At 73.1% G+C, this 14,912-nt stretch carries 12 protein-coding genes and 1 riboswitch; of the genes, 2 read left to right on the forward strand and 10 right to left on the reverse strand.

From position 1 onward, the window contains the following. Window positions 1–55 precede the first annotated feature (55 nt). The 5 genes from ACZ6X9_RS12555 to ACZ6X9_RS12575 all read right to left on the reverse strand — a co-directional run bounded on the left by ACZ6X9_RS12555 (window position 56) and on the right by ACZ6X9_RS12575 (window position 6,699). Window positions 56–802 carry a class I SAM-dependent DNA methyltransferase gene (locus ACZ6X9_RS12555; protein ID WP_469777968.1) on the reverse strand — a complete coding sequence of 249 codons (747 nt, stop codon included), beginning with the start codon at window positions 800–802 and terminating at the stop codon, window positions 56–58. A 347-nt stretch (window positions 803–1,149) separates the two neighbouring features. Beyond that, window positions 1,150–2,415 carry a hypothetical protein gene (locus ACZ6X9_RS12560; protein ID WP_469777969.1) on the reverse strand — a complete coding sequence of 422 codons (1,266 nt, stop codon included), beginning with the start codon at window positions 2,413–2,415 and terminating at the stop codon, window positions 1,150–1,152. Between the two features lie 100 nt (window positions 2,416–2,515). Beyond that, complete coding sequence (locus ACZ6X9_RS12565) at window positions 2,516–3,607, reverse strand: C40 family peptidase (RefSeq protein WP_469777970.1); 1,092 nt, start codon at window positions 3,605–3,607, stop codon at window positions 2,516–2,518. 347 nt (window positions 3,608–3,954) lie between these two features. Next, window positions 3,955–5,067, reverse strand: a complete 1,113-nt coding sequence (locus ACZ6X9_RS12570) for a C40 family peptidase (protein ID WP_469777971.1) — start codon at window positions 5,065–5,067, stop codon at window positions 3,955–3,957. Window positions 5,068–5,328: 261 nt separating this feature from the next. Continuing rightward, window positions 5,329–6,699: an NYN domain-containing protein gene (locus tag ACZ6X9_RS12575; protein WP_469777972.1), complete on the reverse strand. Its 1,371-nt coding sequence runs from the start codon at window positions 6,697–6,699 to the stop codon at window positions 5,329–5,331. Between the two features lie 378 nt (window positions 6,700–7,077). On the opposite strand from ACZ6X9_RS12575, the gene ACZ6X9_RS12580 reads away from it, so the two are divergent. Continuing rightward, window positions 7,078–7,809 (forward strand): rhomboid family intramembrane serine protease, encoded by a 732-nt coding sequence (locus tag ACZ6X9_RS12580; protein WP_469777973.1) that lies wholly within the window; start codon window positions 7,078–7,080, stop codon window positions 7,807–7,809. Then, window positions 7,806–8,087 carry an Lrp/AsnC family transcriptional regulator gene (locus tag ACZ6X9_RS12585; protein ID WP_004949419.1) on the forward strand — a complete coding sequence of 94 codons (282 nt, stop codon included), beginning with the start codon at window positions 7,806–7,808 and terminating at the stop codon, window positions 8,085–8,087. Before ACZ6X9_RS12580 ends, ACZ6X9_RS12585 begins: the two co-directional genes overlap by 4 nt. A gap of 166 nt (window positions 8,088–8,253) precedes the next feature. On the opposite strand, the gene ACZ6X9_RS12590 is transcribed toward ACZ6X9_RS12585, so the two are convergent. The 5 genes from ACZ6X9_RS12590 to qcrC form a co-directional block, all read right to left on the reverse strand. After that, window positions 8,254–9,561 (reverse strand): aminotransferase class V-fold PLP-dependent enzyme, encoded by a 1,308-nt coding sequence (locus ACZ6X9_RS12590; RefSeq protein WP_469777974.1) that lies wholly within the window; start codon window positions 9,559–9,561, stop codon window positions 8,254–8,256. Window positions 9,562–9,716: 155 nt separating this feature from the next. Further along, window positions 9,717–9,834: riboswitch (SAM riboswitch) on the reverse strand. A 297-nt stretch (window positions 9,835–10,131) separates the two neighbouring features. Then, window positions 10,132–11,199, reverse strand: coding sequence for an anthranilate phosphoribosyltransferase (trpD, locus tag ACZ6X9_RS12595; protein WP_469777975.1), 1,068 nt, complete (start codon window positions 11,197–11,199; stop codon window positions 10,132–10,134). 154 nt (window positions 11,200–11,353) lie between these two features. Beyond that, window positions 11,354–12,994: a cytochrome bc1 complex cytochrome b subunit gene (qcrB, locus tag ACZ6X9_RS12600; RefSeq protein ID WP_469777976.1), complete on the reverse strand. Its 1,641-nt coding sequence runs from the start codon at window positions 12,992–12,994 to the stop codon at window positions 11,354–11,356. After that, window positions 12,991–14,046: a cytochrome bc1 complex Rieske iron-sulfur subunit gene (gene qcrA, locus ACZ6X9_RS12605; protein ID WP_469777977.1), complete on the reverse strand. Its 1,056-nt coding sequence runs from the start codon at window positions 14,044–14,046 to the stop codon at window positions 12,991–12,993. The genes qcrB and qcrA overlap by 4 nt, the downstream gene beginning before the upstream one ends. Beyond that, window positions 14,043–14,852: a cytochrome bc1 complex diheme cytochrome c subunit gene (gene qcrC / locus ACZ6X9_RS12610; protein ID WP_469777978.1), complete on the reverse strand. Its 810-nt coding sequence runs from the start codon at window positions 14,850–14,852 to the stop codon at window positions 14,043–14,045. The genes qcrA and qcrC overlap by 4 nt, the downstream gene beginning before the upstream one ends. Between the last annotated feature and the right edge of the window lie 60 nt (window positions 14,853–14,912).

A 14,912-nucleotide genomic window follows, 5' to 3' on the forward strand; every position in this document is an offset into this window, starting at 1 on the left:
GGGCGCGTGCCCGTACGGCTCGCCGGGCCGCCGCGTCCCGGCCTCGCCGGTCCGCTCACCCCGTCGGCGGCCGCTGCTGCGCTTGCCCTTCGCCGCGAGCGTCCGTCGCCGGGCGGCGGGCGGTGACGATCAGGTTGACGGGTTCCGTCGCGGGCGGGAGGCCCTGGACGGGCTCCCAGGTGATGTCGGTGAAGCCGCAGTCGGTGAGGGCCTTCTCGTACGCCGCGCAGGTCCAGAAGTGGACCGCGAGGGTGGAGGGCGGGGTGGTGGGGAGGGAGATGGTGCACGGGTCGCCGTCGCGCGCGTCGTCGGGGCGGTGCAGGACGAAGCCGTTGGGCTGGGTGACGCCGGGTTCCAGGCGGGGGTTGCCGACGACGGCGAGCAGGCGCCCCCGCGGGGCGAGGTTGGCGTAGGCGCCGCGGCACATGCGGACGAGGGTGTCGAAGGAGTCGGCGTAGTGCAGGACGGCGGCCGCGGTGACGATGTCGAAGGCGCCCAGGGCGGGCAGGTCGACGATGTCCCGCACCTCGTACCGCACGCCGAGCGGCTCGTCCCGTTCCTCGCGATGCGCGAGTTCGACCATCGGGGCGGAGATGTCCACGCCGAGCACGTCGGCCGCGCCCTCACGGCGCAACAGCCGGGTGAACGGGCCCGTGCCGCAGCCCAGGTCGAGGATCGAGGTGCCGTCCACCGGGCCGAGGGCCCGGAGGAGCGAGGGGATCTCCACGGTCTCGCGATAGGCGTGCAGGAGACGGTCGATCTCCTCGTACCGGGCGGCGATGCGGTCGTACTGTGGCGTCAACGTGCTTCCCCCGTCGGTGGGTTGCGGGCGACTCGGCGGGCCGCGGTGGCGTCGTCGCGGGGAGCGGTTCCGCGGCGGGCGGGCTGCCGAGAGCGTCCGATGAGCGGTGGTGCGTGACGTTCGGCGGCCGATCTTCGCACCACGGCGGGTGAGGGCTCAAGGGTGTGCGCCGCCTTCCTGGGAGCGCGAACGACCGCGTAACGGGCGGAATGCGGAGGAAATCGACGGTTCCGGGGGGGCGGATGTGCCCGGAGCGACACTCGGGGCGCAGCAAGCCCCCGGTGAGGAGCCGGTGAGCAGCCGGAGAGGAGCCGGTGAGCAGCCGAAGGAGGGCCCCTCGCACCGCCTCAGCGCAGCACCTTCCCCACGTACTCCCGCCAGCGCTCCGTGAGTTGCCGTTCGCCCACCCCGAGGACGTCCCGGGCCGCCTTGTCCCATGGGCTCGTACCCGCCGCGCGGTAGAAGGCGACGAGTTTCCGTTCGCCCCAGCGCTCGGCGAGCATGCGGCAGGCGAGCCAGGCGCCCTCGTAGGCGCGGGCGAGGCGGCCGGCGCCGCCGGTGAAGCGGAAGTCGGCGTCGGTGGGGAGGCGGTCCGGGGGGTGGCCGGCGGTGACCGTGCGGGCCAGTTCGGGGGCGATGGCGGTGGGGGCGCGGCCGGTGGTGCGGTAGGCGACCCAGTCGGCGAAGCCCTCGGAGAGCCACATGGGGGTGGTGTCGGTGGTGCGGGCGCGGGTGGCGACGTGGGTGGCCTCGTGGGTGAGGACGGCGCGGCGGCCGAAGGGGCTGAGGGCCGTGTACGCCTCGGGGTTGACGACGATCCGGCCGGCGGGGGCGGATCCGGGGCCCTCCTTCTCGCCGGCGGCGGTGGTCACCGCGGCGATGCCCCGGTAGTCGGAGGGCGGCGCGCCGAGCAGGCCGCCCATGCGCTCCAGCGAGGCGGGCATCTCGACGACGAGCCGCCCGGGCCGGCCGTCCTCCGGCCAGGCGGCGGCCACGTCGGGCACCGCCGCGTCGGCCAGGCCGGACAGGGCGCGCAGCGCCGCCGTGTCCTGGCCGGCGCCGAGGACGAGGCTGTGCCGGCCGCGGACGGCGGTGACCCGGCCCTGTTCCCAGAGCTGGCGGTCGCCGGAGGCGGTGTCGTCGCCCGCCACGTACCAGCGTCCGGCGCGCCGGACGGCCGTCAGCCGGACCGGGACGGTGATCGGGGCGGTGTCGTAACCGGCCAGCCGGTAGCGGAGTTCGGCCTGGGTGGCGACCCGGTGGCCGTCGCCGGGGGCGGGCGTGAAGCCGCCGGTGCGGACGGCGCCGTACTCCCAGGAGGCGAGCGGTACGTCGGCGAGGTTGGTGAAGACCCGGCGGCGGCGGTCACGGTAGGCCGGCTCGGACGGGTCGACGGCGGCGAGGTAGGCGTGCTCGTCGCGGTCGCGCAGCGCCGCCGCCCAGGTGTCGAGCAGCCGCCTGACGGCGTCGGTGTCGCGGACGGCGGCCCCGCCGACGGGCCCGGTGCCGCAGTTGGCGAGGGCCGGCAGGGCGATGAGCACGACGGCCAGGAAGCGCAGTGCCGCCCGGTGCCCGCCGCCCGGTCGTCTCGTGGGGCCGTCCATGGCCCGCATCGTACGAGCCGGGCGGCCGGTCAACGGGGGCGGGGGCGCGGCGGACGCGTGCGGACCGGTGCACACCCGGCCCGCACCGCCGCCGCCCCGCGACCGGCCCTCACGGCCGCGTGATCGACGAGATCGGCATCATGTCGGCCCGGTCGTAGCGGACCCGCGCCCCCGGGTACGGCGCGTGCACCACCTGGCCGTTGCCCACGTACATGCCCACGTGGCTGGCGTCGTCGCGGTAGATGACGAGGTCGCCCGGGCGGGCCTCGGACAGGGGTACGTGCCGGCCCGCGTTCCGCTGGGCCTGCGAGGTGCGGGGCAGGCCGACGCCCGCCCGGGCGTAGGCCCACTGCGTCAGCCCCGAGCAGTCGAAGGCGAACGGGCCGCTGGCGCCCCACGCGTAGGGCGAGCCGACGGCCGAGCGGGCGGCCCGCGCGGCGGCGGCCCCTCGTGAGGAACCGGCGTCGGAGAGCGCGGAGTCGGCGGCGGACGACGGGTCCGGCGGGGGCACCGGGGACAGGAAGCCGGCCCGGGGGCCGCGCGCGGAGCGCGAGGCGCGGGCGTAGCGGGCCCGTTCGCCGTCCGGCAGCGTGTTGAGGAGCCGGCGGGCGGCGGCGAGCCTGCCCTCGACCTCGTGTTTGTGGCGGGCGACGGCCCGGCGGCTGTCCTCCAGTTCGGCGAGGGCGCGGACGGCCTCCAGGCGTTCCTGGCCGAGCGCGCGCTGGGCGGCGAGCAGGGCGTGGAGCTGCTCGGCCTGCCGGCCGGTGACGCGTTCGAGGGCGGAGGCCCGGTCGAGGTAGCGGTCGGGGTCGGCGGAGAGCAGCAGGTGGAGGGCGGGGTCCACGGCTCCGGCCCGGTACTGGGCGGCGGCGACCGTGCCGAGGGCGTTGCGCATCCGGTTGACCGTCTCCTGGCCGCGGGCGACCCGGTCGGCGGTCAGCTCCACCTTCCGCCGCAGGGCGCCGGCCCGTTCGCCGGCGGCGTTGTACTGCTCGGTGGCCCGCTCGGCCTGCCGGTAGAGCCGGTCCAGCCGCTCCCTCACCGCGCCGGTCGCGGTGGCGTCCCCGGCGGGGCCTCCCGGACGGGCGTCGGCGGGCGACGACGAGAGACCGGCCGCGGCGGTGGCCACGGCGGCGGACAGGACGGTGATCCGTGCGGTCCGGGCGAGCCCGGAGGGCGCGGGTCGACGGTGGGACGCCACGTGCTGCCGTACTCCCTTCGCTGCGCGGTCCCCTGTCCGCCCCCTGCCGCCCGGACGGGCGGACGACGGCGGGGGCACCGCGGCGGCCGACAGTAGCGACTCGTTCACTCTCCGCTCAACAACCGCTACGGAGGGTGCATCTCGGGCGTGCCCCGGCGGAAAGGCCGGACGCCCCGCCCGAGACGCAGGTCATGGGCGGGGCGTCGAGTCTTCCGCGGGCGGTGCGACACCACCCGAACGGGTGGATTGGCGGGGCCGCTCGGCCTAGGTACGGAACCGGCGGGGAGACGGGAGAGGCGACCGGCCTCCGGGCGGCTCCCGCCGCCCCGCCTCCGGTCCCGGTCCCGTCAGCCCACGCGCACCCCGAACTGGAACGGCATGTTGCTCATCGCCTCGTAGCGGACGAACGTGCCGGTGCGCGGCGCGTGCAGCACCTGGCCGTTGCCGGCGTAGAGGCCGACGTGGTGCTGGTCGCCGTAGAAGATGACCAGGTCGCCGGGCTGCAACTGGCTCGGGTCGGAGATACGGGCGCCGGCGCCGGCCTGCGCCTGGGAGGTGCGGGGCAGCGTGACCCCGGCCTGGGCGTAGGCCCAGGAGGTCAGCCCGGAGCAGTCGAAGGAGCTCGGGCCGGTCGCGCCCCAGACGTACGGGGACCCTATCTTCGACTGCGCGGCGGCGAGCGCGGCGCCCGCCCGGCCGGAGCCCGGGACCGCCTTGCCGCTGCTGCCCGTCTGCCCCGAACCGTCGTCCTGCGAGCCGCCCTTGGACCCGCCGGTTCCGGAGTCGCCCTTGGCCGCGTCCGCCTTGGCGGCGGCCTCGGCGGCCTCCTCCTTCTCGGCGGCGGCGATGGCCGCGCGCTCCTTCTCCGTGAGGGAGTTGAGGACGTCCTGCGCCTCGGCGAGCTTGCCCTGCACCTCGGACTTGCGCTCGCCGAGCGCCTTCCGGGTGGACTCCAGGTCGGCGAGCTTGCCCGCGGCCTCCTCCCGCTGCTGCTTCAGGGCGCGCTGCTTGGTGGCGATCTGGCGGAGCGTCTCCGCCTGCTTGGCGCTCACCTGGTGGAGCGTGGAGGCCCGCTCCAGGTAGCTGTCCGGGTCGGAGGAGAGCATCAGTTGCAGGGACGGGTCCACCGAGCCGGTGCGGTACTGGGCGGTGGCCACCGCGCCGAGGCCGTCGCGGAGCTTGTTGAGCTCCTCCTGGCCGCGCGCGACGCGGTCCTGGAGCGCGCCGGCCTCCTTCTCCAGCTTCTCCTGCTTCTGCTTCGCCCCGTTGTACTTCTCGGTGGCCTGCTCCGCCTGCTCGTAGAGCCGGTCGACCTTCTCCTTGGCCTCGCTCCGCGTCGGCTTGGCGCCGGGGTCGGCGGAGGCCGCCTGGGCGGAGAGGGCGACGGCTGCGGCGGCGGTCGCGGTGAGGACGGTCACCCGAGTACGGCTCGGCTGTTTGGGACGACGGTGGGACGCCACGGAGTCGAGCTCCTTTTCTCCTCGGCCGCCGCGACCGCGCGCTGGGCGCGCGGGCACGACGGGGTACTTCACGACAACCTGATGGGATGATCACCGCGCGAAGGTTCGAGGCCAGACCTTAGTGACCCTCATATGATCGGTTCAAATCCCCTGGGGGAAATCGTCGCTCGGCGCTCACGCCGTTGACGAGCGGCGAAGCCGCGACAAGGGAGGGTCCGGGGGCGCAGCCCCCGGGAAACGGTGAAAGGGAGGGTCAGGGGCTCAAGTCCGCGCCAGCCGGCGCAAGAGCAGCGCCGACGCCACCGGCCGCGCCCCCGCCTTGGCGACCCCGTCGGCCACCTCCCGGTCGGTGGAGACCACGACCACGGGCCGCCCGGGCGGCTCCGCCCGGACGAGCTGGCGGATGAGCTCGTCCGCCGTCACCCCGGGCTTGCTGAAGAGCACGCGCACCCCGCGCGGCGGCGCGAGGAGCACGGGGGCGGCCAGCTCGGCGCCGTCGAAGACGCAGGTCATCTCGGCGCCGGTCTGCGCGGCGAGCATGGAGAGGCCGCCCAGCAGCCGCAGCCGCTGCTTGTCCAACGGCATCGTGGGATAGCCGGACTTGGTGACGTTGTAGCCGTCCACCACGAGGTGCGCCTGCGGCAGGGCGAGGAGTTGGTCGAGCAGCGCGGGGTCGGTCTCCGACAGGGCGCGGGCCGCGATGTCCTTGGGGGTCATCCGGCCCGGCTCCACCGCGTCGACCAAATCGGCCGGGTGGACGGAGGTGGGGGGCAGGGCGAGTTCGCGGCGCAGCCCCTGGGCGGCGTCCAGGACGGTGTCGAGCAGCAGCCGCAGCCGCATGTCCTCGACGCTGCGGCCCTCGCGGACCGCCCGGCGGCTCGCCTCCAGGGCGGCCTCGGCCTCCGCGAGCCGCGCCTTGACGCGCCGGGTCTCGCCCAGGGCGGCGGCCAGTTCGGCGGCGGCCTCCGACCGCAGGGTCTCCAGCTCGGCGTGGGCCTTGCGGAGGGCCGCCTCGCCGCGCCGCACGTCGTTGAGGGCGCTCCGCAGCTTGCGGTGCAGTCCCTCGCCTTCCTTGCGTACGGTCTCCAGCTCGGCGCGGGCCCGGTCGGCCTCCGCGCGGGCCTCGCCGCGCACCCGGGCGAGCTCCTCGCGGAGCTGCCGCAGTTCGCGCTGGGCCTCTTCGCCGGCCCGCTCGGCGCTGGCCCGCTGGGCCTCCTCGCCGGCGGCGGTGACCAGCTTCACCCAGCCGGGCGGGCGCAGCACGAAGGCCATGGCCGCGACGTCCTCGGGGTCCGCGGCGGCGGGCGGCGAACCGGCCTCCAGGGCGCGGGCCAGCTCGGAGCCGGTCTCCCGGAGCCGGGCCGAGACCCGCTGCCGGAACGCGGTGTCGGTCTCGACGGCCGCGGCCATGGCGTTGCCGGCGAACTTGGCGCGGCGGGCGGGGGTGAAGCGGGCGTACTGGCGCAACTGAGCGGGGAGTTCGGCGACCGTCAGCCCGCCGAACGCCTCGGCGACGAGTCCGATGACGCGCCGCCGGATGCCCTCGGGCAACGGGCGGTCGAGCACCTCGCCGACGCCGTCGGCCCGGCCGTCGTCACCGGCCGTCTCCTCGTCGTCCGTGTGCTCCACCACGCGTGTCCGCTCCGTTCCTCAGCTCGTCCCCGGACGGTCCACCGGTCCGATCCCGTCCACCGCGTCACTCCCGCCACGACGCACCGACCCGATCGTCCCACCGGCCGGCCCCCCTCCCGTGCCCCGTCCCGCCACGGCGGCCGCGCGGGGCGCGCCGGGGCGTGCGGGGTGCCCGCACGGGGTGCGGCGCCACCGGGTGGTGGCGGTCGGCCCGGGAACGTCCATGGGTGCCGTCCGTCCTGTTCATGGCATACGGGGTGCGGGGCGTTCGTCGTAACCCTACGGCCTGCCCGACCCGCGACGGGTTGGGACCGGCACGAGCCGGAGCGACCGGCGAGGCTCTCCGTACCGCTTGCCCCGGTACGCCATGATCTGCCCATGATCGTAAAGGCAGTGCGGCGGGACCGGCCCCGCACCCCCTGGGTCACCCGCACCATCCTGGCCGCCTGCTGCGTGGTCTTCCTCCTCGGTCCGGCGTCCGGCCTCGATCCCTCGTACGGCACGGGGCCCGACCTGGTCGCCGCCCAGACGTCCTACTTCGCCCGCTGGGGCGTGGTGCCCGACGAACTCTGGCACGGGCTGCCCAGCTCCCTCACCACCCCGTTCACCGCCCTCTTCGTCCACGGCAACTGGCTGCACCTGCTCGGCAACATGCTCTTCCTCCACGTCTTCGGGGCGATGACCGAGGAACGCATGGGCCGCCTCTCCTTCGCCCTCTGCTACCTCGTCACCGGCTCCCTCGCCCTGCTCGGCTACGCGGCCGCGCACGCCCACTCCGCCCAGTCGCTCGTCGGAGCCTCCGGAGCGATCTCCGGAATCCTCGGAGCCTTCCTCCATCTCTTCCCGCGGGCCCGGGTGACCAGCCTCTTCCCCTTCCTCTTCTTCCTCCCGCTGCGCTTCCCCGCCTGGGCCGTCCTCCTCTTCTGGTTCGCCCTCCAGTGGCCCGGCGTCGGCGCCCCCGACGACCGCCCCGGCGTCGCCTACCTGGCCCACGTCGTGGGCTTCGCCCTCGGCTTCGGCTTCGCATGGGTGTGCCGGGAACGGCCGGTTAGAGTGAAATCCCCCGTGAACGACGCGGCCGGGTCCACCGAAGGAGACAGAACGACGTGATCACCTCGATCGTGCTCATCAAGACGGACGTGGACCGGATCCCCGAGATCGCCGAGCAGATCGCCGCGCTGGAGGGGGTGAGCGAGGTGTTCTCCGTGACCGGGGCGTACGACCTCATCGCGATGGTGCGGGTGGCACGGCACGACGATCTCGCGGAGGTCATCCCGGGGCGGATCAGCAAGGTGCCCGGGGTGGCGTCGACCGAGACGCACATCGCGTTCCGTACGTATTCGCAGCACGATCTGGAGGCGGCGTTCGCGATCGGGCTCGACAGCTAGACGCTCCGCGCGGGACGCCTGCGGCGGGCTGTGCCCCGGTCCCACCCCTTCGCCGATTCCTGGGGGCGAGCCCCCAGACCCCCCCCTGCCGCGGCTTCGCCGCTCGTCCTCAAGCGCCGGACGGGCTGAAGTCAGCCCGTCCGGAGGGGCCGCGACCCCCAAGCGGCTACTGCCGCGCCAACTCCCCCACTGCCCGCACAAACCGCTCGATGTGCTCATCAGGCGTCCCGACACCGAAACTCACCCGGACCGCCGACCCCGAGCGCTCCCCGAGAAGCACCCGCACCAGCGGATGAGCGCAGAACAACCCGTCCCGCACCCCGATCCCGTATTCGGCGGAAAGCGCCCCCGCCAGCGCGGAACTGTCCCACCCCTCCACGACGAACGACACCACCCCCACCCGCGGCGCGTCGTCCCCGAAAAGGGAGAGGACGCGAACGCCCGGCACCGCCGCGAGCCCGCTCCGGAGCCGCGTGAGCAGCGCCTCCTCCCGGGCGGCGAGCCGCTCGAACCCGGCCTCCGTCAGGGCGCGGCAGGCGGACGCGACCGCGTGGGCGCCGATGACGTTGGGGGTTCCCGCCTCGTGGCGGGCGACGCCGTCGTGCCACTCCACCTCCGGCGGCGCGCCGGCCGCGCCCCGGCGCACGCTGCGCGTGGCGCCGCCGCCGGCGAGGTACGGCGCGGCGGACCGCAGCCAGTCCGCGCGTCCGGCCAACACCCCCGCGCCGAACGGCGCGTAGAGCTTGTGGCCGGAGAAGGCGACCCAGTCGACGTCCAGTTCGCGGATGTCGACCGCGCGGTGCGGCGCGAGCTGGGCCGCGTCGAGGACGACGCGGGCGCCGTGGGCGTGGGCCGCGGCGGCGAGTTCCCGGACGGGCCACACCTCCCCCGTCACGTTGGACGCGCCCGTCACGCAGACCAGCGCGGGCCCGTACGGTTCCCGGGCGGCCAGCGCCCGTTCCAGCGTCTCGACGGCCTGCCCGGCGCTGCGCGGCGCCTCCAGCCAGGTCAGGGGCGTCTCGCCGGTCTCCGCGCGGCGCGTCCAGGGCAGCAGGGCGGCGTGGTGCTCGGTCTCGAAGACGAAGACGCGGGTGCCGGCGGGCAGGGCCGCGGCGAGGAGGTTGAGCGAGTCGGTGGTCGAGCGGGTGAAGACCACCTGGTCGTCGGCGCGGCAGCCGAGGAACGCGCCGACCGTCGCCCGGCTGTTCTCGAACAGTTCGGTGGAGAGCCGCGAGAGGTACCCCGCGCCCCGGTGCACGCTGCCGTAGTACGGCGCGTAGGCGGCCACGTCGTCCCACACCCGCTGGAGGGCGGGCGCGCTCGCCGCGTAGTCGAGGGCGGCGTAGGTGACGTCGCCGCCGCCGGCGACGGGGACGCGGACGTCCCGGCCGAGGACGGGCAGCGGCAGCGAGGGCGAGGAGGCGACGGGCCGGGCGGCGGTGGCGGGAACGGCGGCGGAAACGGCGGAGGACATGACGAACTCCCGTGGAAGGCAGGCGAGATCACTGCACGGCAGCACGGCGGCGCAGGAGAAGAGGAATGTGCGGGCGCGGAGAAGGGGCTCTCGGCCCTAGCGCATTCGCTTGATCACGGAAGGAACTCCCTCGACGACCAGGATCCCTGGCGAGGGATCCGCGCTTGCCGCAGACCTCACTGCCTGCGGCCCGGTCATCACCCGGGGCACCCCGCCACGGACGGAGGGTTGCCGGACAGCGGGCCGGGGCCTGTGTCGCTGTCACTCGTGACCTGGTGGGGAGTATGGCATAGGGGGTCGGGGCGGGAAAAGCGGGGTCCGCGATGCGGACGGCTCACGCCGTGGGGGTGCCCCGGTCCCTCCCTTTCACCGTTTCTTGCAGGGGCTGCGCCCCCGGACCCCCGAAACCGCGCTCCGCGCGGTTGTCCTCAATCGCCGGACGGGCTGAAGTGCGCGCCCAGGGCGGCACTATCCAGCCCGTCCGGCGATTGAGGACGAGCGGCGAAGCCGCGACAAGGGGGTCTGGGGCGCAGCCCCAGGAAACGGCGAAAGGGAGGGACCGGGGCACCCTCACCCCCCGTTGCTCACCCGCACCCACCGCTCCAACGCCGCCCGAGCCGCCCCCGAGTCGATCGACTCGGCCGCCCGCGCCATCCCCGCCGCGATCCGCGCGACGAGCGGCTCGTCGGACGGCTCCAGCGCCGCCAACGCCGCCGCCGAGTTCAGCAAAACCGCATCCCGCACCGGCCCGGTCTCACCGGCCAGCACCCGCCGCGCCACGTCCGCGTTGTACGACGCGTCGGCGCCCCGCAGCGCTTCGACCGGCACCAGCTCGATCCCGACCTCCCGGGGATCGAAGTGCTCCTCCCGCACCACACCGTCCCGTACGACCCACACCCGCGACGTCGCCGTGGTCGTCAGCTCGTCCAGCCCGTCGTCACCGCGGAACACCAGCGCCGACGATCCCCGTTCGGCGAGGACGCCGGCCAGGATCGGTGCCATCCGCGCGTCGGCGACGCCGGTGGCCTGGGCGCGGACGCGGGCCGGATTCGTCAGCGGGCCGAGGACGTTGAACGTCGTCCGGACGCCCAGTTCGCGGCGGGCGGCGGCGACGTGCCGCAGCGCGGGGTGGAACTTCACGGCGAAGCAGAAGGTGATGCCGGCCTCGTGGGCCACCTCGACGACCCGCTCCGGGGAGAGGTCGAGGTTGACGCCCAGTTTCTCCAGGACGTCCGAGGCGCCGCTGGCGGAGGACGCGGCCCGGTTGCCGTGCTTGACGACCTTGACGCCGGTCCCCGCGACGACGATCGACGACATCGTGGAGATGTTCACCGTCTTGGCGCCGTCGCCGCCGGTGCCCACGATGTCCACGCTGGGGCCGGGCACCTCGATGAGGTTGGCGTGCGCGTACATGGCCCGGACCAGGCCGGAGATCTCGGCGACGGTCTCGCCCTTGGCGCGCAGGGCCACGGCGAAGCCGGCGATCTGGGCGTCGGTGGCGGCGCCGCGCATGATGCGGTCCATGGCCCAGGCGGTGTCGTCCGCGCCCAGGTCCCGTCCGCCGAGCAGGGCCTCAAGGATGCCGGGCCAGGACCGGGACACCGTGCCGTCGCCGCCTGTCGGGGTCGCAACGTTCATGGTCCACGCTCCTGGTGGTCGGTACGGGGCCCCGTCCTCGCAGGGCACGTGCCCAGCCTAACCAGGTCCCGGGACGGCGAAGAGCCCCGTCCATGCGCTGGACGGGGCTCCTGCCGTGGCGATCAGTCGTGATCAGTAGAGGGCGGTCAGGGGATCAGTGGTGGCCGTGGCCGCTCGTGATCTCCTGGTACTCCTCCGCCGTGGCCTTGGGGACGAACTTGTCCTCCCCGTACATGCTCTTGGAGAGGCGCACCTTCAGCTTCTGGCTCGCCGACGCCTTGCGGGCGACGCCGTTCTCGTCGACCTCGGGCTCCAGCTCCAGCGGCTTGGGCTGCTCGTGCGCGGTGAGCGTGTGGAGCTGCTCCTGCGTCAGCGGCTCATGGACCTCCACGAACTCACCGTGCGGCAGGCGCTTGATGATGCCCGACTCGCGGCCGTGCAGCACCTTCTCCCGGTCGCGCCGCTGGAGGCCCATGCAGATCCGGCGGGTGGCGATGAACGACAGCGCGGGAACCACGAAGAAGCCGATGCGGACGAACCAGGTGATCGCGTTGAGCGACAGGTGGAAGTGCGTGGCCCAGAGGTCGTTTCCACCGCCGATCAGCATCACGAAGTACGCGGCGATCCAGGCGACACCGAAGGCGGTGCGCGTCGGAGCGTTGCGCGGGCGGTCCAGCAGGTGGTGCTCCCGCTTGTCGCCGGTCGCCCAGGACTCCAGGAACGGCCAGACGGCGATGGCGATGAGCACCAGCGGGAAGATGACCAGCGGGATGAACACGCCCAGGACCAGGGTGTGGCCCCAGATGTTGATCTCCCAGCCCGGCATGACACGGATCAGACCCTCGGCGAAGCCCATGTACCAGTCGGGCTGGGCGCCGGTGGACACCTGGTCCGGCCGGTAGGGGCCGATCTCCCAGATGGGGTTGATCGTGGCGATCGCCGCGATGGCCGCGATGGCACCGAAGACCAGGAAGAAGAAGCCTCCCGCCTTCGCCATGTAGACCGGCAGCAGCGGCATGCCGACGACGTTCTTCTCGGTCCGGCCGGGGCCGGGGTACTGCGTGTGCTTGTGGTAGATGACCAGGATCAGGTGGGCCACCACGAGACCGAGCATGATGCCCGGCAGCAGCAGGATGTGGACCGAGTAGAACCGCGCCACGAAGTCCCCGCCGGGGAACTCCCCGCCGAAGATCAGCATCGACAGGTACGTGCCGATCAGCGGCACGGACAGGATCGCGCCGTCCACGAAGCGGACACCGGTGCCGGAGAGCAGGTCGTCCGGCAGCGAGTAACCGGTGAAGCCGGTGAACATGCCGAGGACGAACAGCAGGAAGCCGAACAGCCAGTTGATCTCACGCGGCTTGCGGAACGCGCCCGTGAAGAAGACGCGCATCATGTGCACGAACATGCCGGCGAGGAAGATCAGCGCGGCCCAGTGGTGGATCTGCCGGATGAGCAGACCACCGCGGACGTCGAAGCTGATGTGCAGCGTCGAGGAGAACGCCTCGGACATCCGCTGTCCCTGGAGCGGGACGTAGGAGCCGTGGTAGACGACCTCGTTCATGCTCGGGTGGAAGAACAGCGTCAGATACACACCCGTGAGGATGATGATCAGGAAGCTGTAGAGGCAGACCTCGCCCAGCATGAAGGACCAGTGGTCCGGGAAGATCTTCCGCATGTTGGCCTTGGCCAGGCTGTAGATGCCCAGCCGGCCGTCGGCCCAGTCGGCGACCCGCTCACCCGCGGGTGCCTTGCGGCCGGCCTTGCCGGCCGCGGTGGTGTCTGCAGTACTCATCCGCGCTCCCAGAAGGCAGGACCGACGGGCTCGGCGAAGTCGCCCATCGCCTCGAGGTAGCCCTTGTCATTGACCTTGATCCGCAACTGCGGAAGGGCGTGCCCGGCCGGACCGAAGACCACGCGACCGCCGTCGGAGAGGTCGAAGGTGGACTGGTGGCACGGGCAGAGCACGTGGTGGGTCTGCTGCTCGTAGAGGCTGATCGGACAGCCCACGTGCGTGCAGATCTTCGAGAACGCGACGATGCCGTCGACCGACCAGTCCAGTTCCTTCTTGTCCTTGATGTCCTCCGGACGGAGCCGGACGATCATCAGGGCGGCCTTGGCGATCTGGTTCTGGAAGTCGTGGTCCTCCTCCGACATGCCCTGCGGCATGGCGAAGGTGAGGGAGCCGACCTGGACGTCCTCGGGACGCAGGGGCTGCATCGTGTTCTGGTTGACCAGCATCTTGCCGGCCGCCCACTTGGTCTTGCGGAGCTTGGTGCCCGGCTTGGGGCCCATGCCGCCGAAGAGGAACAGGGCGGAGAGCGGCATCAGCGCCAGGGCGCCGAACATCGTGTTGCGGATCAGCGGGCGGCGGCCCATCGCCGACTCGGCGGCACCGTCGGCGAAGTCGGCCATGACCTTGGCCTTGACCTCGGGGGACGCCTGGATCGGGTGGCGCTCGTCGATGTGCTCGACGTCGGACATCAGGGTCCGCGCCCAGTGGACCGCGCCGGCGCCGATGCAGAACAGGGCCACGCCGAGGGTGAGCCCCAGCGTGAAGTTCATGGCGCTGACATGCCCGAGCGGGAACAGGTAGATGTTCTTGTCGATCGGGATGGCCAGGTAGGCGGCGATGAAGCCGACCGTGGCCAGCATGGACAGCGTGAACATGAACGCCACGGCGCGCTCGGAGCGCTTGGCGGCCCGCTCGTCGATGTCCTGGATGCGGTGCTCGTGCGGCGGCAGGCCCGGGTCGGCGAAGGGATCGCCCTTGACCGTCACCGCGCCCTCGCGCGTGTCGCCCTGCTTGCTCGGCAGGGTCTCTTCTGGAATGTCTTGGCTACTCATGACTTCTTGGCCTTTGCGGTCCGGGCGGCGACCCAGATGGCGAGGGCGATCAGCGCGCCGAGGCCGAAGATCCACCCGAACAGACCCTCACTGACCGGGCCGAGCCCGCCCAGGTTGAGGCCGCCCGGGCTCTCCGACTTGCTGGTGTTGACCTCGTCGAGGTACGCGATGATGTCCTTCTTGTTCTTCTGGGACATCGTGGTGTCGGGGAAGGACGGCATGTTCTGCGGGCCGGTCTGCATGGCCTCGTAGATGTGCTTCGGGTCGACGTCCTCCAGGCTGGGCGCGAACTTGCCGTTCGACAGCGCGCCGCCCTTGCCCGTGAAGTTGTGGCACTGGGCGCAGTTCGTACGGAACAGTTCGCCACCCCGGGCGATGTCGCCGCCGTCGGGGCTGTACTGGTCCTTCGAGGGCACCGCCGGGCCCGCGCCGAGCGACGCGATGTACGCGGCGAGCTGGTCGGTCTGCGCCTGCGTGTAGACCGGCTTCTTGCGGGGCGCCTGGGCGCCCTGCTGCTGCATCGGCATACGGCCGGTGCGGACCTGGAAGTCCACGGCCGCGGAACCCACGCCGACCAGGCTCGGCCCGTCGGAGGTGCCCTGAGCGCCGGTGCCGTGGCAGCTTGCACAGCCGACGGCGTAGAGCTTCTTGCCCTCCTCGATGGCCAGGGACTGGGCGGTGTCATCGGCCTTGGCCGACTCGGCCGGCGCGAAAGCGGCGTACAGCCCCCCGGTTACCGCCAGCGCGAAGAGTAGGACGACGACCGCCGCCAGCGGATGGCGTCGTCGTGCGGAGAGCTTTTTCACGGATTACCCCGGTGTCAGGATCTTCTGCGTCGATGCTGGACTGTTGGTCCGGTGCGGGAC

Source organism: Streptomyces sp. NPDC052910 (assembly GCF_055585605.1).

What these genes read in the sequence shown, in the direction of transcription:
- ACZ6X9_RS12590 (WP_469777974.1), bottom strand. Translation starts at nt 9,561, where the DNA reads ATGTCCTCCGCCGTTTCCGCCGCCGTTCCCGCCACCGCCGCCCGGCCC.
- ACZ6X9_RS12580 (WP_469777973.1), top strand. Translation starts at nt 7,078, where the DNA reads ATGATCGTAAAGGCAGTGCGGCGGGACCGGCCCCGCACCCCCTGGGTC.
- qcrA (WP_469777977.1), bottom strand. Translation starts at nt 14,046, where the DNA reads ATGAGTAGCCAAGACATTCCAGAAGAGACCCTGCCGAGCAAGCAGGGC.
- ACZ6X9_RS12560 (WP_469777969.1), bottom strand. Translation starts at nt 2,415, where the DNA reads ATGCGGGCCATGGACGGCCCCACGAGACGACCGGGCGGCGGGCACCGG.
- trpD (WP_469777975.1), bottom strand. Translation starts at nt 11,199, where the DNA reads ATGAACGTTGCGACCCCGACAGGCGGCGACGGCACGGTGTCCCGGTCC.
- qcrB (WP_469777976.1), bottom strand. Translation starts at nt 12,994, where the DNA reads ATGAGTACTGCAGACACCACCGCGGCCGGCAAGGCCGGCCGCAAGGCA.